The organism is Streptomyces sp. NPDC048659 (genome assembly GCF_040650575.1).
In the GTDB taxonomy this organism is placed as follows: Bacteria; Actinomycetota; Actinomycetes; order Streptomycetales; family Streptomycetaceae; genus Streptomyces.
The window spans coordinates 1-23137 of the sequence record NZ_JBEZHM010000070.1; the positions used below are offsets into that span (position 1 = coordinate 1).

A 23137-nucleotide genomic window follows, 5' to 3' on the forward strand; every position below is an offset into this window, starting at 1 on the left:
TCCGCGATCCGGACGTGGTCGGCGAATCCGGCTACAACCACATGCTGGACGAGACCTGCCGGCTGCTGGAGGAGGCGGGGACGCCCGGCGGCGCGGCCCCCGCTCCCCCCGCTCACGTCATCGGGTCCGCCGCCCGTCCCTCACGACGACTGCCGCTGCACCAGCGTCGTCGGCAGCACGCTCCCCCGCGCCACGGCCGAGCCCGTGTCCCCAGCCGAGTCCGACATCGAGGGCACGGCCGCGTCCGGATCCGTCGCCGTCCCCCTCTCCGCCACCGGCTCCCCCGTCCCCCCGATCCGGTCGAGGAGCATCCGCGCCATCCTGCGGCCCATCTCCTCGATCGGCTGGCGCACGCTCGTGAGCGGCGGGTCCATCAGGCGGGCCACCGCCGAGTCGTCGACGCCGACCAGCGCCACGTCCTCGGGGACCCGGCGGCCCGCCTCGCGCAGGACGCCGCGCGCGCCGGCCGCCATGACGTCCGAGGCGGCGAAGACCGCGTCCAGGTCCGGGGCCCGGACCAGCAGCTCGCGCATCGCGCTCCGGCCGCCCTCCTCGGTGAAGTCACCCGTGGCGACTAGGAGTTCGTCGGGCGAGAGTCCGGCCGCCGCGATGCCCTCCCGGTAGCCGTCGAGGCGCGCCCGGGCCGCGTACATGTCGAGGGGGCCGGTGATCGTGGCGATCCTGCGGCGCCCGCGCTCGGCGAGGTGGGCGACGGCGGCGCGGCCCGCTCCGGTGTTGTCGGAGTCGACGTAGGCGGCGGGCTCGTCGGCGGAGCGCCGGCCGCCGAGGACGACGGGGAGCCCGAGCCCCTCGACGAGGTCGGGCAGCGGGTCGTCGGCGTGCAGGGAGGTGAGCAGGACCCCGTCCACGCGCTGGGCGGCGAGGTACTGCGCGAACCGCTGCCGCTCCCGCTCGGTGCGGACCAGGGTGAGCAGCAACTGCTTGTCGGCGTCGCCGAGTTCGACGCTCACGCCCCGGACTATGTCGAGGAAGTAGGGCTCGGCGAAGAGCCGCGCCTCGGTCTCGGGGATCACCAGGGCGATGGCGTCGGTCCGGCTGCCCGCGAGGGTGCGGGCGGCCTGGTTGGGCACGTAGCCGAGCTCCTCGATGGCGCGGTGGACGGCCTGGCGGGCCTGTTCGCTGACCCGGGGCGAGCCGTTGATCACCCGGGACACGGTGCCCCTGCCGACCCCGGCCCTGGCGGCGACCTCTTCCAGCGTGGGCCTGCCACTCTGCCGTCCGTTCACGACCTTCGTACTCCCCTCGTGCGGGCCTCGGCCCCCATGCGCCGATCTGGTCAAGATAGGCCACGACCGGCGGTTCCGGCAGGACCGGGCCCGGGTCGGATCCTTCGAGTTGGGAGCGCTCCCACGATAGCGGGACCCATGGGGCGGCCGTACGCGCACCTTCCAACGGCCGATCCGTGCAAGCGTCTTGACACCAGCACCCGGCAGGCAGGAACCTTCCGGCAGCGACGGCATGGGAGCGCTCCCACATGGTGGCGCACCTCCGGATCCGAGCCGCGAGAGCCGTCCGTACCCCCTTGGCGCACAGCCAGCACCACCCTGGACGAGGAGAGTGGAATGCGCACTTCCAGCAGCAGCAGACGGATGGCCGGCCGCGGACGCCGCCGCCGTACCGTGCTCGCCGCCGTGGCCGCCCTGACGGCCGGCACGGCCCTGCTCGCGGGCTGCGGCAGCGGCGACGGATCGGGCGCCGCCGCGGACGGGAAGATCACGCTGCGGATCGGCACCTTCGGTTCGTTCGGCTACGACGACAAGACGGGCGCCAAGCTCTACGCCGAGTACGAGAAGGCGCACCCGAACATCAAGATCGTCGAGTCGAACGTCGCCGACGGCCAGAAGTACTGGGACACCCTCAAGCTGCGCCTCTCCCGGAACAGTGGCCTCGCCGACATCCAGGCCGTCGAGGTCGGCTACATCGCCGAGGCCACCGGCCCGTCGATGGCCGGGAAGTGGGTCGACCTGTCCAAGACCGGCGGCGCCGACCTCGGCGCCTTCCTCGACTGGAAGGTCAAGCAGGCCACCACCGCCGACGGCAAGGTGATCGGCCTCGGCACCGACATCGGCCCGATGGCCATCTGCTACGACAAGGAGCTCTTCGCCAAGGCCGGGCTGCCCACCGACCGGACCGAGGTCGGCGGGCTCTGGGCCGGGGACTGGTCGAAGTTCCTTGAGGCAGGCCGTACTTACCAGAAGAAGGCGCCCGCGGGGACCTCCTTCCACGACTCGGCGAGCGGCCTGTTCAACGCCGTCATCTCCAGCGAGCCGGAGCAGTACGCGGACGCGAGCGGGCAGCTCGCCTGGGAGAAGAGCCCCGGCGTGAAGAAGGCGTGGGACACCGCCGTGGCGGCGACGCGCGGCGGACTCACCGCCAAACTGCGCCAGTTCGACGAGAAGGGCACCTGGAACGCGGCCTTCAAGAACGAGAAGTTCGCCACGGTCGCCTGCCCGAGCTGGATGACCGGCATCATCAAGGACCAGGCCGGCGCGGCCAACCAGGGCAAGTGGGACATCGCCGCTCCCCCGGTGGCGGGCAACTGGGGCGGCTCGTTCCTCGCCGTGCCCAAGTCCGGCAAGCACGCGGAGGAGGCGGCGAAGCTGGCCGCCTGGCTCACCGCCCCGGCGCAGCACGCGAAGGTCTTCGCGGTGAACGGCAACATCCCCTCCACCAAGGACACGCTCTCCTCCCCCGCCGTGGTCGGCGCCAAGCTGCCGTACTTCGGCGACACCCCGGTCGGCGAGATCTTCTCCACCGCCGCCGCGAGCATCCGGCCCGCCCCGATCAGCCGCTGGGACGGGCAGCTGAAGACCTTCCTCACCGACAACGGCATCCTCGACATCGAGCAGCGCGGCACGGACCCGGCGAAGGCGTGGGAGAACGTGCGGAAGCTGGCCGAGGACAAGATCGACCAGTAGGAGCCGCGGCCCGGAGCCGCGGCCCCGCCCCGCACGCACCACCCCCCACACGCGCCCCGCACACCCCGACCCCGTACACCCCGTACACCCCACAGACCCCGCAGACCCCGCACGCACCGACCCGGAAGGACGCCCTCGTGGCCACCTCCCTTCGGGCGAGGGACGGCGGCTCCCCGTCGCCCGGCGCACCGCCCTCCCCCGTCCCGCCCCGCCGCACCGGCCCCACCGCCGCGGCCCGCCGGACCCGGCTATACCGCTGGGACCTGAAGGCGACCCCGTACGCCTTCGTCGCCCCCTTCTTCCTCACCTTCGCCGCCTTCGGGCTCTTCCCGCTGCTCTACACGGGCTGGCTCTCGCTCCACCGGGTCGAACTCGGCGGCGACGCACGCTGGAAGGGCCTGGAGAACTACACCGACCTGGCCACCAGCGAGTTCTTCTGGAACGCGCTGGCCAACACCTTCACCATCGGCGTCCTCTCGACCGTCCCCCAGCTCCTCATGGCGCTCGGCCTGGCGCACCTGCTCAACTACCGCCTGCGCGCCCGGGGTTTTTTCCGGGTCGCCGTCCTCGCCCCGTACGCGACCTCCATCGCGGCGGCCACCCTGGTCTTCGCCCAGCTCTTCAACACCGACTACGGGATGATCAACTCGCTGCTCGGCTGGGCCGGTTTCGGACCGGTCGACTGGGAGGCGTCCAAGTGGCCCGCGCAGATCGCGATCTCGACGATCGTGATCTGGCGCTGGACCGGCTACAACGCCCTCATCTACCTGGCCGCCATGCAGGCCGTGCCGCAGGACCTGTACGAGGCGGCGGCACTCGACGGGGCGTCCCGGTGGCGCCAGTTCCTCAGCGTCACGATCCCGTCGATCCGGCCCACCATCCTCTTCACCGTCATCGTCTCCACCATCGGCGCCACCCAGCTCTTCGGCGAGCCGATGCTCTACGGCGGCAGCGTGGGCGTCTCGGGCGGCAGCGGCAACCAGTTCCAGACGCTCAGCCTGCTCATGTACGAGAAGGGCTGGGTCACCGGAGCGCTCGGGCAGGCGTCCGCGATCGCCTGGGTGATGCTGCTGATCCTGCTGCTCGTCGGCGGCGTCCAGGCGCTGCTGTCCCGTTCGCACCGCACGAAGCCGGGGAGCTGACCCATGGCCCGAATCCTCCGCGGGCCGTCGGCCGGCCGGCAGCACCACGCGGGTCCGCTGACCTACGTCCTGCTCGGCGCCGCCGCCCTCTTCTCGCTCTTCCCGCTGTACTGGAACCTCGTCGCCGCCTCGCACAGCGGGGAGCGCGTGGTCGAGGCGCCCGCGCCGCTGCTGCCCGGGCCGCGCCTCTTCGACAACCTGTCGTTCGCCTGGAACCAGGTGGACATGGGCGAGGCCCTCGTCAACACGACGGTGGTCGCGTCGCTGGTCGCCGTGTCCACGGTGCTGTTCGCCACCCTGGCCGGATTCGCCTTCGCCAAGCTGCCGTTCAAGGGGCGCGGCGCGCTGCTGACGCTGGTGGTGGCGACGATGACGGTCCCGCCGCAGCTCAGCGTGATCCCGCTGTACCGGATCATCACGGACCTCGGCTGGGTCGACCAGCTCCAGTCGGTGGTGCTGCCCTCGCTGGTCGCCGCGTTCGGCGTGTTCTTCATGCGCCAGTACCTGGTGGAGGCGCTGCCCGTCGAACTGGTGGAGGCGGCCCGGATGGACGGGGCGCACTCGCTGCGGATCGTCTGGCACGTGGTGTTCCCGGTGGCGCGGCCCGCGATGGCGGTCCTCGGGATGCTGGTCTTCGTACAGGCGTGGAACGACTTCTTCTGGCCGTTCATCGCGCTCACCCCGGACGGCAGTCCCACCCTCCAGGTGGCGCTGGCGGGCCTGGGCGCGGGCAACCACACGGTCGACCAGGCCGTGGTGCTGACCGGGGCGCTGATCTCGACGGTGCCGCTGCTGCTGGTGTTCGCCGTGCTCGGAAGGCACATCGTCGGGGGGATCACGGCGGGCGCGGTCAAGAGCTGACCGCGCCGTCCTCCGGGACCCTGGCCCCGCCTCCTCCCCCCTCGCCCCTCCCCTCCCCTCCCTTCCTCTCCCCTCTCCTCTCTTCTTCCTCCTCTTCTCCGTATCTCCTCTGCGTTGGGAGCGCTCTGCCATGACCGCGTCCGAAACCCGGCCGCTCACCGCCGTCCGCCGCTTTCCGCCCGGCTTCCTGTGGGGCGCGGCCACCGCCGCGTACCAGATCGAGGGCGCCGCGGCCGAGGACGGGCGTACGCCGTCCATCTGGGACACCTTCTCGCACACGCCCGGGAAGGTCTTCGAGGGCCATACCGGCGACGTGGCCGTCGACCACTACCACCGCTTCCGCGAGGACGTCGGGCTGATGCGCGAGCTGGGGCTGAACTCCTACCGGTTCTCGGTCTCGTGGTCGCGCGTCCAGCCGACGGGGCGGGGACCGGCCGTGCGGAAGGGGCTGGACTTCTACCGGCGGCTGGTGGACGAGCTGCTGGAGGCGCGCATCGAGCCGGCGCTGACCCTGTACCACTGGGACCTGCCGCAGGAGTTGGAGGATGCGGGAGGCTGGCCGGAGCGGGCGACGGCGGAGCGCTTCGCCGCGTACGCGGGTCTGGTGGCGGACGCGCTGGGCGACCGGGTCACCCGCTGGACCACCCTCAACGAGCCCTGGTGCTCGGCCTTCCTGGGCTACGGCTCCGGGGTGCACGCCCCGGGCCGCACCGACCCGGTGGCGGCGCTGCGGGCCGCGCACCACCTCAATCTGGGGCACGGTCTCGCCGTGCGGGCGCTGCGGGCGGCGCTGCCGGCGGAGGCGAAGCTGGCGGTGTCGCTGAACCTGCACGAGGTGCGCCCGCTGACGGCGTCGGCCGCGGACCGGGAGGCGGCGCGGCGGATCGACACGGTCGGGAACGGGGTGTGGCTGGGTCCGATGCTGGAGGGGGCCTATCCCGAGGAGCTGTTCGCCGACACGGCGCACCTGACCGACTGGGCGTTCGTACGGGACGGGGACGAGGCGGCGGCGGGGCAGCCGCTGGACTGGCTGGGCATCAACTACTACACGCCGACGGTGGTCTCGCGGGTCGCGGCGGGCGAGGCGAGGCCGCAGGACGACGGGCACGGCGACAGCGCGCACTCGCCGTGGCCGGGGGCCGGGGACGTGGCGTTCCACCGGGCGGCGGGGGCGCGGACGGCGATGGGCTGGCCGGTGGACGCGACGGGGCTGTACGACCTGCTGGTCCGGGTGTCGGCGCGGTATCCGGGGCTTCCGCTGGTGGTCAGCGAGAACGGGGCGGCGTACGAGGACGTGGTCGGCCCGGACGGTTCGGTGCACGATCCGGAGCGGGCGGCGTACGTGCACGCGCATCTGGAGGCGGTGCACCGGGCGGTGGCGGACGGGGCGGATGTGTCCGGGTACTTCCTGTGGTCGCTGCTCGACAACTTCGAGTGGGCGTACGGCTATGCGAAGCGCTTCGGCGCGGTGCACGTCGACTACGGGACGCTGCGGCGCACGCCGAAGTCGAGCGCGCGCTGGTACGGGGGGGTGGCCCGGTCCGGTGAGCTGCGGGCGCCGGGAGCGGAGGGCTGATTCCGGCCCGATGTCGGCCGGGAGAGGTACGGTTCCGGGCGGGGGCGTCCGCCCGGAACCGTTTCGTCTCGGAGGAAGTGCACGAACCATGGCCGTCATTCACAAGACCACGATGAAGCCGACCAAGCTGGAGCTCCTGGAAGCCTGGCTGCCGGGCCGCCCCTGGTACCGGGGGCCGGCGGGCGCGGTGCCCGTCCTGGAGCGGGCGGGCGGCTTCCGGCTCGACGACCCGGCGGGCGAGGTGGGCGTCGACTTCATGGCGGTCAGTGACTCGTCGGGCGCGGAGGTCGTGTCCTATCTGGTGCCGCTGACGTACCGGGGCGCGCCGCTGGCGGGGGCGGAGGGCGCGCTGATCGGCACGTCCGAGCACGGGGTGCTGGGCACCCGGTGGGTGTACGACGGGGCGTACGACCCGGTGCTGCTGGGCGAGTTGGCGGCGCTGCTCGAAGGGCGGGCGGTGGCGCAGGCGCAGAGCGTGTCGGACGCCCCGGACCTGACGGTCGTGGCGTCGTTCGACGGGCCGGGCTCCTGGGACCTCGGTGCCGCGCCGGTCGTCGAGGAGGGGGCGTACGGGACGGATGTGCGGCTCGGCGCGGACGCGCCGGTGCTGCGGTTCGCGCGGGTCCTCGGCGCGGAGGCGGCGGGGGCGCGGGGCGGGGTGACGGCGGGCTGGCTGCTCCCGGACGGCGGGGAGCCGCGCGGCGCGTACGTGCGGGTGCTGGACGCGGACTGACCCGTGCCCGGGCGCGGCGCCCGGGTCGGAGCTCGCTCTGGCGGCGTACGCCTCAGAGCTCCCTCGGCGCCGCCCTGGGCCTGAGTTCCCTCGGCACCGCCCCGGGTCGGAGCCCCCTCGTCGCCGCCCGGTTCAGAACACGGACAGCCCCGTGATGGTGGTGAAGCGGTCGAGCGCGGCGACTCCTGCGACGGAGTTGCCGCGCGCGTCGAGGCCGGGGCTCCACACGCACAGGGTGCAGCGGCCGGGGACGACGGCGACGATGGCGCCGCCGACGCCGCTCTTGCCGGGCAGGCCGACGCGGTACGCGAAGTCGCCGGCGGCGTCGTAGGTGCCGCAGGTGAGCATGATGGCGTTGACGTGCTTGGCCTGGCTGCGGGTGAGCAGCCGGGTGCCGTCGGCGCGGATGCCGTGGCGGGCGAGGAAGCCGGTGGCGAGCGCCAGGTCGGCGCAGGACGCCTCGATGGAGCACTGGCGGAAGTACTCGCGCAGCAGGGTCGGCACGGGGTTGGCGATGTTGTCGTAGCTGGCCATGAAGTGCGCGAGGGCCGCGTTGCGGTCGCCGTTGGCGTTCTCGGAGGCGGCGACGTCCCGGTCGAAGTCGAGGTCGGGGTTGCCGCTCTCGGCGCGGAGGAAGTCGAGCAGGACGCCGGAGGCGTCGCCGGTCATCCGGTGGAGCTGGTCGGTGACGACGAGGGCGCCCGCGTTGATGAAGGGGTTGCGCGGGATGCCGTTCTCGTACTCCAGCTGGACGAGCGAGTTGAAGGGGTTGCCGGAGGGTTCGCGTCCGACGTGGTCCCAGAGCGGGTCGCCCTTGCGGGCCAGGGTGAGGGCGAGGGTGAAGACCTTGGTGACCGACTGGGTGGAGAAGGGCCGCTGCCAGTCCCCCACCCCGTACACGGTGCCGTCGAGCTCGGCGACGGCCATGCCGAAGCTGTTCGGGTCGGCGGAGGCGAGGGCCGGTATGTAGTCGGCGGGACGGCCGCGCTCGGTGAGGCCGGCGATCTCCTCGGCGATGCGGTCCAGGACGGGTGCGAACGTCAGCAGCATGTTCACATCATGCGCCTGGCGGGGGCCGGGAGCGCTGTCGGTGCGTCTTCTTCAGGACCGTTCCGACGCGGCCGGATACCCGTCGGTACGGTCACCGTGCGGTCGCCGCGGCCCCCGGGACTCCGCGGTCACCGAGTGGCGGGGGCGCGGGGTCCGGGCGAGGGTGGCCCCTGGGGCACGCCCCCGCCCGAGCGACGGACCGAGAGTACCGAGAGTGAGGTGAGCCGGGTGCCGCTGTCCGCGGAAGCGCCGGGTGCGCCGTGCTGGCTGAGCCTGTCGGCGCGTGACCTCGGGGCCGCCGAGCGGTTCTACGGGGCGGTCCTCGGCTGGACCTTCCGGCACGGCCCGCTCGGCCGGGGCTTCTCCGTCGGCGAGCGGGACGGCACCCCGGTGGCCGGGATCGGCGAGATCGTCGACCGGATGGCGGTGCCGGTGGCCTGGACGCCGTTCTTCGCGGTCGCCGACGCCGACACGGCGGTGGCCCGGATCCGCGAGCGCGGCGGCACGGTCGGCGTCGGGCCGCTCGCCTTCCCGCCGCGCGGGCGGGCCGCGCTCGCCACGGACCTGGAGGGCGCCGCCTTCGGGGTCTGGGAGGGCCGGGTGTCCTCGCGCTGGCGGGTCGGCGAGGTGGCCGCCCCGGCGTGGCTGGAGCTGCACACGGGCAGCGCCTTCGACGCCGCCGTCTTCTACGGCGGGGTGCTCGACTGGGTCGACGGCGGCGGCGCGGAGCGCTTCGAGGTGTCCTACGAGGACGACCAGGTGGTCCTGCGCCGCCGGGGCGACGCCGTCGCGCGCCTGAACAGCGGCCCGGCCGAGGCGTCCGCCGAGCAGCCGCAGCGGCGCCCCCGCTGGCTGGTGCACTTCCTGGTGCCGGACCTGGAGCGGGCGACCGCCGCGGTCCTCGACCACGGCGGTTCGCTCGTCCCCGAGGCCGACGACGGGTGGCGCGCCCCGGCCGGTCGGCGCACCACCGTGCGGGACCCGCAGGGCGGCCTGTTCACTCTGGACGAGAGCGACGGGGACCGGCCGGACGCGGGGATCAGGACCCTGTGAGGACCACCAGCTGCCGGGTCGCCCTGGTCATCGCCACATAGCGGTCGACGGCTCCTTCGACGCCGTCGCCGAGGGCGTCCGGGTCGACGAGGACCACCAGGTCGAATTCGAGGCCCTTGGCCAGTGTCGGGGTGAGCGACCGGACGCGGGGCCGTTCCTCGAACTCCGGGGCGCCGATGACGACGGCGGTCCCCTCGGCGTGCGCGGCGAGCCAGTCGTCGAGGACCGTGTCGAGCTCGCCGACGGCGCCGCGGACGACGGGGACTCCGGCGGCGCGGACCGAGGTGGGCACGTTGGCGTCGGGCAGCGCGGCCCGGATCACCGGCTCCGCCTCCGCCATGACCTCTTCCGGGGTGCGGTAGTTGATGCTCAGGGAGGCCATCGTGATCCGGTCCAGGCCGACCCGCTCCAGGCGTTCGCGCCAGCTCTCGGTGAAGCCGTGGCGCGCCTGGGCCCGGTCGCCGACGAGGGTGAAGCTCCCGGAGGGGCAGCGCAGGAGCAGCATCTGCCATTCGGCGTCGGTGAGTTCCTGGGCCTCGTCGACCACGATGTGCGCGAACGGGCCGGCCAGCTCGTCCACGTCGGCGCCGGGCAGCGCGCCGTCGTCGATCAGGCTGTCGCGCAGGTCCCGCCCGTTGAGCATGGTCACCGCGCCCTCGCCGTCGTCGTCGGCGGCGAGGATGTTGTCGATGACCCCGGCCATCCGCTCGCGTTCGGCGGCGAGGGCCGCGTCGCGCCGCCGCTCGCGCAGCGAGGACTTCGGGTCGCCGAGCCGCTGCCGCGCCGCGTCCAGGTACGGCAGGTCGGAGACGGTCCAGGCGCGCGGGTCGGCGCGGCGCAGGGTGCGCACCTCGTCGGGGGTGAGCCAGGGGGCGCACAGCCGCAGATAGGCGGGTACGGACCAGAGGTCGCCGACGAGGTCGGTCGCCTCCAGAATCGGCCAGGCGCGGTCGAGGGTGTCGACGAGCTCCTGGTCGTGCCGGAGCGCCTTGCGGAACAGCTCCTCGGGGACGTCGTCGTCGAGCTTCTCCAGCAGGATGGCGACGAGCTCGTCCCAGATCCGCTCGCGGGCCTCGTTGTGCGGGGTGCCGCGCCCGCCGGCCTCGAACGCCTCGGCCCAGTCGCCCGCGCTCAGCCACACGTCGGACCAGTCGGTCGAGACGCGCATCCCTTCGGCGGGCGGCTCCTCGTAGAAGCGGACGGCCTTCTCGACGGCCTGGACGAGCCGTGCCGACGCCTTGAGGCGGGCGGCCTCGGGGTCGGTCTCGGGCGGCGCGGCGGCCCCCTCGGCGACCAGGTCGCGCAGGGTGCAGGTGCGCACGCCGTCCTCGCCGAGGCTGGGCAGGACGTCGGAGACGTAGTTCAGGTACGGCTGGTGGGGGCCGACGAACAGGACGCCGCCGCGGCGGTGGCCCAGGCGCGGGTCGGAGTAGAGGAGGTAGGCGGAGCGGTGCAGGGCGACGACGGTCTTGCCGGTGCCGGGGCCGCCGTCGACGACGAGGGCGCCCCGCGATCCGGCGCGGATGATCGCGTCCTGGTCGGACTGGATGGTGCCGAGGACGTCGCGCATCCGGGCGGAGCGCTCGCCGCCGAGGCTGGCGATGAAGGCGGACTGGTCGTCGAGGGCGGCGTGGCCCTCGAAGCCGTCGGGGGTGAAGACCTCGTCCCAGTAGTCGGTGATCCTGCCCCCGGTCCAGCGGTAGCGGCGACGGCTGGCGAGGCCCATGGGGGCGGCGTGGGTGGCGGCGAAGAAGGGTTCGGCGGCGGGCGAGCGCCAGTCGACGAGCAGCCGGCGGCCCTCGGCGTCGGTGAGGCCGAGCCGTCCGATGTAGACGGGTCCGGCCTCGCCGTCGGGTGCGGCCCCGCCCTCGGCGCCGTCGGTGACGATCCGGCCGAGGCACAGGTCGAGGCCGAAGCGGCGCAGGGCGCGCAGCCGGGCGGTCAGCCGGTGGATCTCGCTGTCACGGTCGAGTGCCGCGCGGCCCGCGCCGCCGGGGGTGCGGCGGAGCTCGTCGAGGGTGTCGGAGAGTTCCGCGACGGACTGTTCCAGGCTCCGCGCGACGGCGGCGAAGTGGCGCTCGTCGGCGGCGATGAGCGCGGGGTCGGCCTTGGCCGACAGGTTCCCGGGCAGCGCGAAGGCGCCGCCGCTCACGGGCTGGCCGTGGCGCTGGTGGTGGGGGTGTTCATGGACGGTCGACGGCACACGCACTGAGTGGATCTCCCATTTCCGCAGGTCCTGGCCTCGATGGGCGATTGTGCGGGAGACGGGGGGCCTTGCCGCAAGCCCCCCTGTGCGCTATAAGTTGAGAGTGGCGAGGAGAGCGTTGAGCTCCTCGTCTTTCTTTTTGCCCTCGGTCAGCCGGTCTCCCCGCCCCCGGTCAGCCGACCGCCAGGCCCAGTTCGCCGGCCGCGCGCGGGGCGAACCAGCGCTCGACGTCCGCCGCGGTGACCTCGGCGAGGGTGGCCGGGTTCCAGTGCGGGTCGCGGTCCTTGTCGACGACCTGGGCGCGGATGCCCTCGACCAGGTCGGGCGAGGAGAGGGCCGCGCAGGAGAGCCGGTACTCCACGTCCAGGGCGGCCTCCAGGGAGTCGAGCCCCCGGGCGCGGCGGACGGCGGCGAGGGTGGCCTTGAGGGCCATCGGGGAGCGTCCGAGGAGCACGCCCGCGGTCTCCTTGGCCTCGGGGACGCCGGAGTCGGTGAGGCGGGCCACGAGGTCCTCGACGGTGTCGGCGGCGTAGCAGGCGTCGATCCAGGCGCGCTGGGCGGCGAGGACGCCGGGGGGCACGGGGCGGGCGTGGGCGGCGACCGCTTCGGCGGCGGTGTGCCGGGTGAGGGCGTCGGTGAGCGCCGGGAGGTCGGCGGAGGGCACGTACCGGTCGGCGAGACCGGTCAGGATCGCGTCGGCGGCGCCGACGGGGGTGCCGGTGAGGGCGAGGTGGAGGCCGAGTTCGCCGGGGGCGCGGCCGAGGAGGCGGGTGCCGCCGACGTCGGGGACGAAGCCGATGCCGGTCTCGGGCATGGCGATCCGGGAGCGTTCGGTGACGACGCGCAGCGAGCCGTGGGCGGAGACGCCGACGCCGCCGCCCATGACGATGCCGTCCATGAGGGCCACGTACGGCTTGGGGTAGCGGGCGATCCGGGCGTTGAGCCGGTATTCGTCGCGCCAGAAGCCGGGGGTGGCGTGGCCTCCGGCGCGGGCGTCGTCGTGGATGGCCCGGATGTCGCCGCCGGCGCACAGTCCGCGCTCCCCCGCGCCGAGGATGACGACGGTCTCGACGGCGGGGTCGTGCTCCCAGGCGGTCAGGGTCTCGTCGAGGGTGCGGACCATGGCGTGGGTGAGGGCGTTGATCGCGCGGGGCCGGTTGAGGGTGAGGAAGCCTGCCCGGCCCTCGGTGCGCACCAGGACGTCGGGCTCACGGGGGTCGGCGGTGCCGTGGGACATGTGTCGCTGCTTCCTGCCGGTGACGGGTGGTCGGCGATCGGTCCCGCCGGGTGGCCGGCGCGCCGCCGGACGAAACGATCTTCCACCCACCGTAACGGGCCGCCGGGCGCGCGGACAGGGCCTCTCGGCCCCGTCCCGTTTCCCCTGCCGGTCGCCCCGGGGGCAGCATGGAGGGAGGCGCCCGTGGACAGGGCGGGAAGGAGCGCACCGTGACGGGAGGCGCGGACCGGTCCGCCGGTGGCCCCCAGGGGCGGCCCACCGGACTGCGGAGCGTAGCGGGCCAGGTCTTCGCCCTGCAGGCGCTCATCGCGCTGCTGATCATCGCGGCGGCGGCGCTGGCGCTCGTCCTGCAGGGGCGGTACGACAGCGAGCGCGAGGCCCGGAACCGTTCGCTGGCCGTCGCGGAGGGCTTCGCGCACGCGCCGGGGCTGGCGGAGGCGCTGCGGTCGCCGGATCCGACGGCGGCCCTGCAGGCGCGGGCGGAGGCGGCGCGGATCGGTTCGGGCGTCGACTTCGTGACCGTGCTGGCCCCGGACGGTGCCCGTTACACGGATTCCGATCCCAGCCTGATCGGGCAGCGGGCGCAGGGGGACATCGCGCGGGCGCGGGCCGGGCAGGCGTTCACGGAGGTCTACCGCGGGGCGCCGCACGACGCGGTGCGGGCGGTGGTGCCGGTGCGCGCGGCGGACGGCACCGTGGTCGGCATGGTGGCCAGCGGGGTCGAGGTGGAGACGGTCGGCCAGGCGGTGGAGGGCAGGCTGCCGGTGCTGCTGGGCGCGGCGGCGGGCGGTCTGGTGATCGCGGTGGGCGGGGCCGGTCTGGTGAGCGCCCGGCTGCGGCGGCAGACGCACGGCCTGGGCCCGGCGGAGATGACGCGGCTGAAGGAGCACCACGAGGCGGTGCTGCACTCGGTGAAGGAGGGCGTGGTCATCGTCGGGGCCGACGGGCGGCTGCTGCTCGCCAACGACGAGGCCCGGCGGCTGCTGCGGCTGCCCGCGGACGCGGAGCGGCGCCATGTCGCCGATCTCGGTCTGGAGCCCGCCACGGCGGAGCTGCTGGTGTCCGGGCGGGCGGTGACGGACGAGGTGCGCGCGGCCGGGGACCGGCTGCTGGCGGTGAACGTGCGGCCGACGGCGGACGGGGCGCCGGACGGCGGCTGTGTGATGACCATGCGGGACACGACGGAGCTGGCCGCGCTGACCGGCCGGGCGGAGGTGGCGCGGGGGCGGCTGCGGCTGCTGTACGAGGCGGGGACGCGGATCGGGACGACGCTTGACGTGGTGCGGACGGCGGAGGAGCTGTCGGAGGTGGCGGTGCCGAGGTTCGCCGACTTCGTGACGGTGGAGCTGCTGGATCCGGTGGTGCGGGGCGAGGAGCCGTCGGGGGCGTTCACCGAGATGCGGCGGACGGCGCTGACCGGGGTGCGCGGGGGCTCGCCGCTGCAGCCGGTGGGGGATCTGATCCGGTTCGTGGTGCCGACCACGCCGATGGCCTCGGCCCTGGACGAGGGGCGGGCGGTGCTCCAGGCGGACCTGGCGTCGGCGCAGGGCTGGCGGGTGCAGGACCCGGAGGGGGCGGCGGAGGCGGTGGCGTACGGGCTGCACTCGCTGCTCACGGTGCCGCTGCTGGCGCGCGGGGTGGTGCTGGGGATGGCGAACTTCTGGCGCGCGGCGGACACGCCGGAGCCGTTCGGGGAGGAGGACCTGTCGTTCGCGGAGGAGCTGGCGGCGCGGGCGGCGCTGGCGATCGACAACGCGCGCCGGTTCACCCGGGAGCACACGATGGCGGTGGCGCTGCAGCGGAGCCTGCTGCCGCGGGTGCTGCCGGACCAGAGCGCGGTGTCGGTGGCGCACCGCTATCTGCCGGCGAAGGCGGGGGTGGGCGGCGACTGGTTCGACGTGATCCCGCTGCCGGGCGCGCGGGTGGCGCTGGTGGTCGGGGACGTGGTGGGGCACGGGGTGCACGCGGCGGCGACGATGGGACGGCTGCGGACGGCGGTGGCGAACTTCTCGACCCTGGACCTGCCGCCGGAGGAGCTGCTGGGGCATCTGGACGAGCTGATCGACCGGCTCGGCGAGGAGAACGAGCCGGGTCCCGAGGACGGCGCGGAGCAGGACGGGGAGGGTCCGGCGGAGGGCAGCACGGGGGCGACCTGCCTGTATGTGATCTACGACCCGACGACGGGCGACTGCACGATGTCGAGCGCGGGGCATCCGGGTCCGGCGCTGGTGCGTCCCGACGGCAGCGTGGAGTTCCCGGCGCTGCCGGCCGGGCTGCCGCTGGGCCTGGGGCTCGGCGAGCACCCGTTCGAGTCGGCGCGGCTGCGGCTGGAGCCGGGGAGCAAGCTGGTGATGTTCACGGACGGGCTGATGGAGGACCGGGCGCGGGACTTCGACACGGGTCTCGCGCTGCTGCGGAAGACGCTGTCGCGGCCGGACCGGTCGCCGGAGCAGACCTGCGCGGACGTGCTCGCGGCGATGCTGTTCCCGGTGCCGTCGGACGACATCGCGCTGCTGGTGGCGGGGGCCCGGCGGATCCCGGCGGACCGGATCGCGGAGTGGGAGGTGGCGGGCGATCCGTCGGCGGTCTCCCCGGTCCGCAACGAGGCGGCGGCGCGGCTGGCGGCCTGGGGTCTGGAGGAGGTCGGGTTCACGGCGGAGCTGGTGCTGTCCGAGCTGATCACCAACGCGATCCGGTACGGCAAGCCGCCGGTGCGGGTGCGGCTGGTGTACGACCGGGCGCTGATCTGCGAGGTGTCGGACGGCAGCAGCACCTCGCCGCACCTGCGGCACGCGACGGACACGGACGAGGGCGGGCGGGGTCTCTTCCTGGTGGCGCAGTTCGCGCAGCGCTGGGGGACGCGGTACGCGCGGCGCGGCAAGACGATCTGGGCGGAGCTGCCGGTCACGCCGGACGAGGCGGGCGGCGTCGCGGCGGCGGGGCCGGTCGATCCGGACGCCCTGGAGGATCTCGCCTGGTGAGGGCGGGGTACGGGCGGGCGCACCGCATCGTTTCCTGGAGGAGCACGTGACCGCGCCCGTCGCCACCGACACCCTGCACCACGTCGAGCTGTGGGTGCCCGACATCGGCCGGGCCGTCGCCTCGTTCGGCCCGCTGCTCGGCTCGCTCGGCTACGCCCCGTACCAGAGCTGGGAGGGGGGCCGGAGCTGGCGGCTCGGGGCCACGTACCTGGTCGTGGAGGAGTCGCCCGCGCTCAGCGCCGCCGCGCACGACCGGCTGCGCCCGGGGCTGAACCACCTGGCGTTCCACGTGGCGACGCGGGCGGAGTTCGACGGCCTGGTCGAGGGGGCGGTCGCGGGCGGGTGGCGGCTGCTGTTCCCCGACCGGCATCCGCATGCCGGCGGGGAACAGACCTGTGCGGCCTATCTGGAGAACGCGGACGGCTTCGAGGTGGAGCTCGTCGTCACGGAGCCCTGAGCGGACCCGTCGCCGTCCGCCGGGTCAGCCGAGTCCGGTGCGCAGAGCGGTCATCAGGGTGCCCTGGGAGGTGTCGCCCGACATCTCCCAGATGAAGACGCCGAGCAGGCCCTTGGATTTCAGGTAGGCGGTCTTGCGTCCGATGGACCAGGGGTCGTCGAAGCTCCACCACTGGCCGCCGGCGCCGGTGTAGCCGTAGGTGGCGCCGGACTGCTCGTCGTGGCGGACGGTGAGGCCGGGGACCGAGGCGATCAGGTTGGAGTAGCCGCGTACGCCCGCCTCCTCGGCGAACTGGCCGGGGGCGGCCCCGGTGGCGCTCTGCCACTCGCCGGCGGCCCCGCCGTCGGCGACGCCCTGCCAGCCGCGTCCGTAGAAGGGGATGCCGATGGTCAGCTTGCGGGGGTTGAAGCCGGCGGCGAGGTAGGGCTTGAGGGCCTCGTCGACGCTGAAGTGGAAGCCGTAGGGGTCCTGGGCGTCGGTGTAGAGGTTGGCCTGGTGGCCGGTGCGGTTGGGCTCCCAGGAGTTGTCGCTGCCGGCGCCGTGGAAGTCGTAGCCCTGGACCATGGCGTAGTCGAGGTCGGTGGCGGCCCGGGTGAGGTCCCAGCCCTGGCCGATCTTGACCGGGTCGGCGGGGGTGAAGGCGGTCAGCAGGCGGTGCTCGCCGCCGAGTTCGTCGAGCTGCTTGCGGAACTCGGCGACGAGGGCGGCGTTGTTGGCCTTGTCCTGCGGCCCGTAGTGGTTGCCGGGGTGTCCGTCGGGCGAGCCGGGCCACTCCCAGTCGAGGTCGATGCCGTCGAAGACGCCCGCGCCGGTGCCTTCGCCGCCGGCGCCGTTGTAGACGGGCAGATTGCCCTTGATCCACACGTCGATGCAGGAGCGGACGAACTTCTGCCGGGACGCCTCGGTGGCGGCCACGTCGGAGAAGTACTTCGAGTAGGTCCAGCCGCCGAGGGAGACGACGACCTTCAGGTTCGGGTATTTGGCTTTCAGCTTCTTCAACTGGTTGAAGTTGCCGCGCAGTTTGCCCCAGCCGTCGTCGGCGACCCCGTCGACGGACTGGGCGGCGCTGAAGGGCCGGGCGTAGTCGGCGTCGGCGTCGCCCGCCCCGGTGCCCTGGTCGGGGTCCTGCGGGTTGGAGCCGACGCCCTTGGTGACTCCGGCCTGGCAGGTGAGGTTGACGGGGTCGATGTTCTCGAAGGCGTAGTTGACGACGTCGAGGGAGGCGGCGGCGCCGGAGGTGTCGAGGTTCTTGACGAAGTACTGGCGCCCGTAGATGCCCCACTGGGCGAAGTAGCCGACCTTGAGGTAGCGGCCCTGGGCGAGGTCGGCGGTGGTGACGGTGAGCGCGTTGGACGGCGGCGAGGCGTTGTCGGCGGCGTCGCGGGCGCGGACGGTGAAGGTGTACGGGTTGGCCGGGCCGAGTCCGCTGACGGTGACCGAGGTGGAGGTGCCGGGGACGGTGCGGACGAGGGTGCCGCCGCGGTAGACGTCGTAGCCGACGACGCCCTTGTCGTCGGTGGCCGCGGTCCAGGCGAGGCTCACGCTGGAGGAGGTGGTGGCGGTGGCGCGCAGCGCGCCGGGCGCGGTGGGCGGGTTGGGGTCGCTCGCCGGGTCGACGGTGGTGACGGCGAGCGGCGGGCTCTCGGGGCCGAGGTTGCCGCGGGTGTCCTTGGCGCGGACCGTGAAGCCGTACGCGGTGGCCGGGGCCAGTCCGGTGACGGTGGCCGAGGTGGAGGTCGAGGTGGCGACGACGGCGCCCTGGGAGAGGACGTCGTAGCCGGTGACGGGGTGGTCGCCGGGTGCGGCGGGTGTCCAGTCGAGGCTGACGGTGCGTACGGTGACGGCGGTGGCGCGCGGGGTGCCGGGGGCGCCGGGCGGCACGTCGGGGCTGCCGTCGCACTTGCCGCCGTTGACGGTGCAGCCGGTGGGGGCGGTCTGCGGGCCGGTGGCGACGAACCAGTAGCTGTACGGCTCGGTGGAGCCGCCGGCGGCGACGGTGCCGTTGTAGTGGGCGTTGCGGACGGTGACGTGGCGGCCGGTGACGGTGGCGTCGCCGTTGTAGTGCGAGCTGACGCTGACACCAGTGGGCAGGTCGAACTCCAGGGTCCAGCCGTTCACGGGGGCGGTGGTGCCGTTGCGGATGACGAGGACGCCGCGCCACCAGCTTCCGTTGTTCTCGGAGGTGAAGGTGGCGGTGACGGCGCCGGCGGCCTGCGCGGGGGCGGCGGCCGGTCCGGCGAGGGCGGCGATCGGGAGGAGGAGCACGGCGAGCAGGACGAGGAGTCCTCTGCCGTGGCGCGGGCGTCTGCGGCTTCTCCGGGCTGTGTCCATCGGGTCTCCCTGGACGCGTGTGAGGGGTACGGGAGCGCGTCGCGGGACCGTGTGGGGGCTCGGGTGCGGCCTTGCGGCTGTGGGACCGCCGAACGGGAGCCAACGGCACCGTAGTTGGTCCGGACCATTGCGTCAACGCGTCGCGGGACGCTTGACGCCGCCCAGTGGTCTACTCCACCGTGGTGGGCGGGTCGGGGACGGGCCGGTGTGGGCCGGTCCCGCCCCCGCTCGGCACCGCCGTTCCACGCAGGACCGTGTACGCACGGCCCGGCCGCCCCTTCGCGGGGGCGGCCGGGTGCCGCACCGGCCGCGCGCTCGGGGCGCGGACCGCCGCTTCCGTACGGACCAGTTCAGGGCGCGGTGACCGCCGCCGCGTCGGGGAGGTGCAGCACCGCGTCGACGCCGTCGAGCAGCGCCCGGTCGAGCGGGAAGTAGCCCTTGGCGGGCTCGGCGCCGACCCGTACCCGCCCGTCCGGCACCCGCCCGGCGCGGACCGCCCCCCAGCCCGGGACCAGCCCCTGGAGGCCCCCTTCGTACGTGTCCGGCGCGGGCTCCGCCAGACCCAGGGCCTCGCTGCGGCCTACGCTCCCGGCCACGCACACGTACCGCTCGCCGAGCAGCGCCCCGGCGATGCCCCCGGCGCTGGACCAGGTGGCGCTCAGCTCCCCGGCGCTCCAGGTGCTCGGGGTGCGCTGGAGGTGCAGGTTGTGGGCGAAGACCAGGGTGGGGCCGCGGAGTTCCTCGGCCTCCCGGACGGCGAGGAGGTTCTCGGCCATCAGCGCGTCGCGGGTGGCGAGCAGCCGGGTGATCCGGGCGCCGGGCTCGCCGGGCTCGGCGCACCGCCGGTGGTAGCGCAGCAGGCCGACGGCTGCGGTCAGGTGGGTCCGCGCCCGCCGCCACTCGTCGAGCGAGCCCGCCGCGATCAGCTCGGGCGCGCGGGCGTGGAGCGCGGTGACCAGGTCGTCGGCGAGGGCGCGGGCCCGCTCGGCCCCGGGCCCGGCGCCGGGCGAGCGCTCCGGGTCCAGGACGGCCTCCTGGCGGCTCCAGTCCTCGTCGTCGCCGAGCGCCTCGGCGAAGGGGTCCTCGGGCCCGAGGCCCAGATAGCGGCGGACGTGCGCCAGGTACGCGCGGGGGCTGGGCGCGCTGTAGTTCTCGGTCGGGAGGTCGAAGCCGTGGAAGGCGAGCCGCTCGGCGGGCGGGCGCTCGGCGTTGTGGGCGCGCATCCAGGCGACGAGCTCCCGGTTGGCGTCCAGGGCGCCGAAGCCGTGCGAGAAGCCCTCGGCCATGACGGCGTCGAGGTCGTCGTCCCCGCCCCGGACGTACGCGTCGACGCGCAGGGCGGCCACGCGGTCGGTCTCCAGGGCGACGGAGCGGAAGCCGCGCCCGGCGAGTGAGGCGAGGAGGACGTTGCGGAGCCGCCCGAAGGCGGGCTCCTGGTGGCTGGGCTCGCCGAGCCCCAGCAGGGTGCAGGCGGGGGTCACGAGGTCATGGAGGTCCTGGCTCATGAACCTCAACCGTATCCTTGAAAGAACGGTGGAGACTTCGACCGCCGAAACCCCTCAGGGGCCGCGATCCATCACCATGAAGTCTCAAAACGGGGAGCAGCGTGCGACCGACCGATCTGGCCCGCCGGCACGGCATCTCGACCCAGGCGGTGCGCAATTACGAGGCGGACGGCTGCCTCCCGCCCGCCGCGCGCACGCGCAGCGGCTACCGGGTCTACACGGAGGCGCACGCGGCGGCGCTCGACGCCTACCTCGCGCTGGTGCGGGCGTACGGGCACGCCACCGGCGGCCGGATCATGAACGCGCTGCACGCGGGCGCGCTCGACGAGGCGCTGACCGCCGTCGACCGGGGCCACGCCCAGTCGCTGCGGGACCGGGAGACCCTGGACGCGGTGCGGGACGCGGTCGGGCACCTCCTGGAGCGCCCGCCGGTGCCCCGGACGGAGCCTCCGGCGGCGGGCCCGGGCGGCAGCCGCACGGTCGGGGAGCTCGCGCACCGCCTCGGGGTCACCCGGGCGACCCTGCGGGCCTGGGAGGCGGCGGGGATCCTCGCCCCCGCGCGGGACCCCGCCACCGGCCACCGGGCGTACCGCGCGGACGACGTCCGGGACGCCGAACTGGCCCACCTGCTGCGGCGCGGCGGCTACCCCCTGGAGCGGATCGCGGAGGTGGTCCGGCAGATCCGCACGGCGGGCGGCACGGAGGCGCTGGGTGCCGCCCTGGAGGGCTGGGAGGAGCGGCTCACCCGGCGGCGGCTCGCCATGCTGGACGCCGCCGCGCGCCTGGGCCGCTACCTGGAACTCCTGCCACTCCAACCGTAGTACTCTCCCTGGAGTGAACGGCCGGGGACGCGGCCGGAGCCATGGCCGGGGACCCGGCCGAGGACAGGAGGACCACCGGTGGCCCGCAGCAACCCCGAGCGCCGCGCGGCGCTCGTCGACGCCGCCATCGAGGTGCTCGCCCGGGACGGGGCCCGGGGCCTCACCTTCCGCGCGGTGGACACCGAGGCCGCCGTGCCGCCCGGCACCGCCTCCAACTACTTCGCCAACCGCGACGACCTGCTCACCCAGGCGGGCGCCCGCGTCTACGAGCGCCTCCAGCCCGACGAGGCGACGATCGAGCGGCAGCGCACGGCGCCGGCCGACCTCGCCACGTACACCGAGCTGATGAAGGAGCTGGTCGGCCGGGTCAGCGGCTTCCGCACCGGCTATCTCGCCCTCCTGGAGCTGCGCCTGGAGGCGACCCGGCGGCCCGAGCTGCGCCAGGTGCTCACCGAGCGGGTCCGCGCCGACGTCGACGCCAACGTCGCCTACCACGAGGCGTCGGGACTCCCCGGCGACGGTACGGGTGTCAAGCTCCTGATGCTGGCCTTCAACTGGCTGATCGTCGAACAGCTCACGCTCCCCGGCGTCTTCTCCGAGGAGGAGCGCGACGCCCTGATCGCGGCGACCGTGGACCGCGTGGTCAGCGGCGCGGAACGCTGACCGCGCGGGGGCGCGCGGGCGGATGTGACGGCCCGCGCGGGAGCCCGCGGCGGCCCGCGCGGGCGGACGTGACCGGCCGCCGCGGCACCCCGGGCGGGCGCCACGCCAGCCCCGCGCGGGAGCCCGCCGACCGCACCCGCCGCCCTCTCCCCCCTCACAACCGCCCGGCGAACCACCCGGCGGCCAGCCCCGCCACCCGTTCCAGCTCCCCCGGCCCCTCGAAGAGGTGCCCCGCGCCGGGCACCACGGCCAGCCGGTGTTCGCACCGCAGCCGCCGCGCGGCCCGCTCGTTGAGGTCGAGGACCAGGGGGTCCGCGCCGCCGACGATCAGCAGGGTCGGGGCGGCCACGTCGGACAGCCGCTCCTCCGCGAGGTCGGGGCGCCCGCCCCGGGACACGACCGCCGCCACCTTGGAGTCCCGCTCCGCCGCGGCCCACAGCGCGGCGGCGGCGCCCGTACTGGCGCCGAAGTAGCCGGTGCTGAACACCCCGGCGCCGGACCGCCCGGCCAGCCAGTCGTCCGCCCGCCGCAGCCGGTGCGCCAGCAGCGGGGTGTCGAAGACCAGGGTGCGGTCCGCCGCCTCCGCCTCCGTGAGCAGGTCGAAGAGGAGGGTGCCGAGCCCGGCCCGGTTGAGGGCGGCGGCGACCGCGCGGTTGCGCGGGCTGTGCCGGCCGCTGCCGCTGCCGTGGGCGAACAGCACGATCCCGGTGGCCCCTTCGGGCACGGTCAGCCGCCCGCCGACCGTCGCCCCGCCGAGCGGGATCAGCACCTCGGTGTCCTCGGCGCGCCCGGCGGGCGCCGCCGGGCGGACCCGCAGACAGGCCAGCACCTCCTCGTCGGAGGTCTGCGAGAAGTCGCCGTAGAACTGCCCGATCGCGGCGAAGACCGCCGGATCGCGCACGCAGTACGTGGCGTCCGCCGCGTCCCCGATCCGCCCCGTCCAGTCGCGCGGCGCGACCGGCACGGCCAGCACGACGCGGGCGGCGCCCGCGGCCCGGACCACCCGGCAGGCGGCCCGCGCGGTCGCCCCGGTGGCGAGACCGTCGTCCACCACGACGACGGTCCGGCCGCTCGGCCCGACACCGCCCCGGACCGGCGCGTAGCGCTCCGCGCGCTCCGCCAGGACGGCCCGCTCGCGCGCCTCTACCGCCGCGAGGGCCGCCGGGGAGACCCCCGTATCGGCGAGGATCCGGTCGTTGAGCACCCGTACGCCGTGCTCGCCGATCGCCCCCATGGCGAGCTCCGGCTGGTCGGGGACGCCGAGTTTGCGGACCAGGCAGACGTCCAGGGGCGCGCCGAGCGCGTCCGCGACCTCGGCGGCGACGGGGACGCCCCCGCGCGGCAGCCCCAGGACGAGGAGGTCCTGGCCCCGGAGGCCGGTCAGGCGGGCGGCGAGCTGTCTGCCGGCGTCCGCGCGGTCGGTGAAGTACATGTCTGCCCGCCTTCCCGCCCCCGGCACCGCGGGGGAACAGCCTGGTCAGAGCCCGCCCATACATCAGGCTAGCCCGCTCCACCTCATGCGCGCCGACGATCGTGACCGTCCCGGGGAGGGACGCGGTCCCGGCGCGGGGCGGCGAGGATG

17 protein-coding genes are annotated in these 23137 nt (G+C 74.6%); 10 read left to right on the forward strand and 7 right to left on the reverse strand.

The genetic code is table 11. The features are described 5' to 3' along the window. Nucleotides 1–140: 140 nt before the first annotated feature. Nucleotides 141–1247 (reverse strand): LacI family DNA-binding transcriptional regulator, encoded by a 1107-nt coding sequence (locus tag AB0C99_RS34345; RefSeq protein ID WP_362483564.1) that lies wholly within the window; start codon nucleotides 1245–1247, stop codon nucleotides 141–143. A 336-nt stretch (nucleotides 1248–1583) separates the two neighbouring features. On the opposite strand from AB0C99_RS34345, the gene AB0C99_RS34350 reads away from it, so the two are divergent. The 5 genes from AB0C99_RS34350 to AB0C99_RS34370 all read left to right on the forward strand — a co-directional run bounded on the left by AB0C99_RS34350 (nucleotide 1584) and on the right by AB0C99_RS34370 (nucleotide 7251). Beyond that, a complete protein-coding gene (locus AB0C99_RS34350; protein WP_362483566.1) occupies nucleotides 1584–2939 on the forward strand; it encodes an ABC transporter substrate-binding protein in 1356 nt (451 codons plus the stop codon). Between the two features lie 137 nt (nucleotides 2940–3076). After that, complete coding sequence (locus AB0C99_RS34355; RefSeq protein WP_362483567.1) at nucleotides 3077–4081, forward strand: sugar ABC transporter permease; 1005 nt, start codon at nucleotides 3077–3079, stop codon at nucleotides 4079–4081. A 3-nt stretch (nucleotides 4082–4084) separates the two neighbouring features. Beyond that, on the forward strand, nucleotides 4085–4942 hold the full coding sequence (locus AB0C99_RS34360; RefSeq protein WP_362483569.1) for a carbohydrate ABC transporter permease: 858 nt from the start codon (nucleotides 4085–4087) through the stop codon (nucleotides 4940–4942). 130 nt (nucleotides 4943–5072) lie between these two features. Then, a complete protein-coding gene (locus AB0C99_RS34365; RefSeq protein WP_362483571.1) occupies nucleotides 5073–6518 on the forward strand; it encodes a GH1 family beta-glucosidase in 1446 nt (481 codons plus the stop codon). Between the two features lie 88 nt (nucleotides 6519–6606). After that, nucleotides 6607–7251 (forward strand): 1,4-alpha-glucan branching protein, encoded by a 645-nt coding sequence (locus AB0C99_RS34370; RefSeq protein ID WP_362483573.1) that lies wholly within the window; start codon nucleotides 6607–6609, stop codon nucleotides 7249–7251. 132 nt (nucleotides 7252–7383) lie between these two features. On the opposite strand, the gene AB0C99_RS34375 is transcribed toward AB0C99_RS34370, so the two are convergent. Continuing rightward, entirely contained in the window at nucleotides 7384–8301 is a 918-nt protein-coding gene (locus AB0C99_RS34375) for a glutaminase (protein ID WP_362483575.1), read from the reverse strand. Nucleotides 8302–8529: 228 nt separating this feature from the next. Between AB0C99_RS34375 and AB0C99_RS34380 the strand changes: the two genes are divergently transcribed. Beyond that, nucleotides 8530–9354 carry a VOC family protein gene (locus tag AB0C99_RS34380; RefSeq protein WP_362483577.1) on the forward strand — a complete coding sequence of 275 codons (825 nt, stop codon included), beginning with the start codon at nucleotides 8530–8532 and terminating at the stop codon, nucleotides 9352–9354. Here the strand turns inward: AB0C99_RS34380 and helR are convergent. Continuing rightward, a complete protein-coding gene (gene helR, locus AB0C99_RS34385) occupies nucleotides 9341–11506 on the reverse strand; it encodes an RNA polymerase recycling motor ATPase HelR (protein WP_362483610.1) in 2166 nt (721 codons plus the stop codon). The two genes, AB0C99_RS34380 and helR, sit on opposite strands and share 14 nt — an antisense overlap. Before the next feature lie 226 nt (nucleotides 11507–11732). Beyond that, complete coding sequence (locus AB0C99_RS34390) at nucleotides 11733–12797, reverse strand: enoyl-CoA hydratase/isomerase family protein (protein ID WP_362483579.1); 1065 nt, start codon at nucleotides 12795–12797, stop codon at nucleotides 11733–11735. 209 nt (nucleotides 12798–13006) lie between these two features. Here AB0C99_RS34390 and AB0C99_RS34395 point away from each other — a divergent pair, with 209 nt between their 5' ends. Continuing rightward, the gene (locus AB0C99_RS34395) at nucleotides 13007–15778 is read left to right on the forward strand and encodes a SpoIIE family protein phosphatase (RefSeq protein ID WP_362483581.1); all 2772 of its coding nucleotides are present in this window, start codon (nucleotides 13007–13009) and stop codon (nucleotides 15776–15778) included. 46 nt (nucleotides 15779–15824) lie between these two features. Further along, nucleotides 15825–16235 carry a VOC family protein gene (locus AB0C99_RS34400; protein ID WP_362483583.1) on the forward strand — a complete coding sequence of 137 codons (411 nt, stop codon included), beginning with the start codon at nucleotides 15825–15827 and terminating at the stop codon, nucleotides 16233–16235. Between the two features lie 24 nt (nucleotides 16236–16259). Here the strand turns inward: AB0C99_RS34400 and AB0C99_RS34405 are convergent, their stop codons facing one another. Next, the gene (locus AB0C99_RS34405; RefSeq protein ID WP_362483585.1) at nucleotides 16260–18566 is read right to left on the reverse strand and encodes a glycosyl hydrolase family 18 protein; all 2307 of its coding nucleotides are present in this window, start codon (nucleotides 18564–18566) and stop codon (nucleotides 16260–16262) included. Between the two features lie 350 nt (nucleotides 18567–18916). Then, nucleotides 18917–20071, reverse strand: a complete 1155-nt coding sequence (locus AB0C99_RS34410) for an erythromycin esterase family protein (RefSeq protein WP_362483587.1) — start codon at nucleotides 20069–20071, stop codon at nucleotides 18917–18919. A 101-nt stretch (nucleotides 20072–20172) separates the two neighbouring features. Between AB0C99_RS34410 and AB0C99_RS34415 the strand changes: the two genes are divergently transcribed. After that, nucleotides 20173–20892: a TioE family transcriptional regulator gene (locus tag AB0C99_RS34415; protein WP_362483588.1), complete on the forward strand. Its 720-nt coding sequence runs from the start codon at nucleotides 20173–20175 to the stop codon at nucleotides 20890–20892. 78 nt (nucleotides 20893–20970) lie between these two features. Next, nucleotides 20971–21555, forward strand: a complete 585-nt coding sequence (locus tag AB0C99_RS34420; protein ID WP_362483590.1) for a TetR family transcriptional regulator — start codon at nucleotides 20971–20973, stop codon at nucleotides 21553–21555. A gap of 154 nt (nucleotides 21556–21709) precedes the next feature. Here the strand turns inward: AB0C99_RS34420 and AB0C99_RS34425 are convergent, their stop codons facing one another. Beyond that, a complete protein-coding gene (locus AB0C99_RS34425; RefSeq protein ID WP_362483592.1) occupies nucleotides 21710–22987 on the reverse strand; it encodes a phosphoribosyltransferase family protein in 1278 nt (425 codons plus the stop codon). Nucleotides 22988–23137 lie beyond the last annotated feature (150 nt).

What these genes read in the sequence shown, in the direction of transcription:
- AB0C99_RS34350 (WP_362483566.1), top strand. Translation starts at nt 1,584, where the DNA reads ATGCGCACTTCCAGCAGCAGCAGACGGATGGCCGGCCGCGGACGCCGC.
- AB0C99_RS34360 (WP_362483569.1), top strand. Translation starts at nt 4,085, where the DNA reads ATGGCCCGAATCCTCCGCGGGCCGTCGGCCGGCCGGCAGCACCACGCG.
- AB0C99_RS34365 (WP_362483571.1), top strand. Translation starts at nt 5,073, where the DNA reads ATGACCGCGTCCGAAACCCGGCCGCTCACCGCCGTCCGCCGCTTTCCG.
- AB0C99_RS34370 (WP_362483573.1), top strand. Translation starts at nt 6,607, where the DNA reads ATGGCCGTCATTCACAAGACCACGATGAAGCCGACCAAGCTGGAGCTC.
- AB0C99_RS34375 (WP_362483575.1), bottom strand. Translation starts at nt 8,301, where the DNA reads ATGCTGCTGACGTTCGCACCCGTCCTGGACCGCATCGCCGAGGAGATC.
- AB0C99_RS34390 (WP_362483579.1), bottom strand. Translation starts at nt 12,797, where the DNA reads ATGTCCCACGGCACCGCCGACCCCCGTGAGCCCGACGTCCTGGTGCGC.
- AB0C99_RS34405 (WP_362483585.1), bottom strand. Translation starts at nt 18,566, where the DNA reads ATGGACACAGCCCGGAGAAGCCGCAGACGCCCGCGCCACGGCAGAGGA.
- AB0C99_RS34410 (WP_362483587.1), bottom strand. Translation starts at nt 20,071, where the DNA reads ATGAGCCAGGACCTCCATGACCTCGTGACCCCCGCCTGCACCCTGCTG.
- AB0C99_RS34425 (WP_362483592.1), bottom strand. Translation starts at nt 22,987, where the DNA reads ATGTACTTCACCGACCGCGCGGACGCCGGCAGACAGCTCGCCGCCCGC.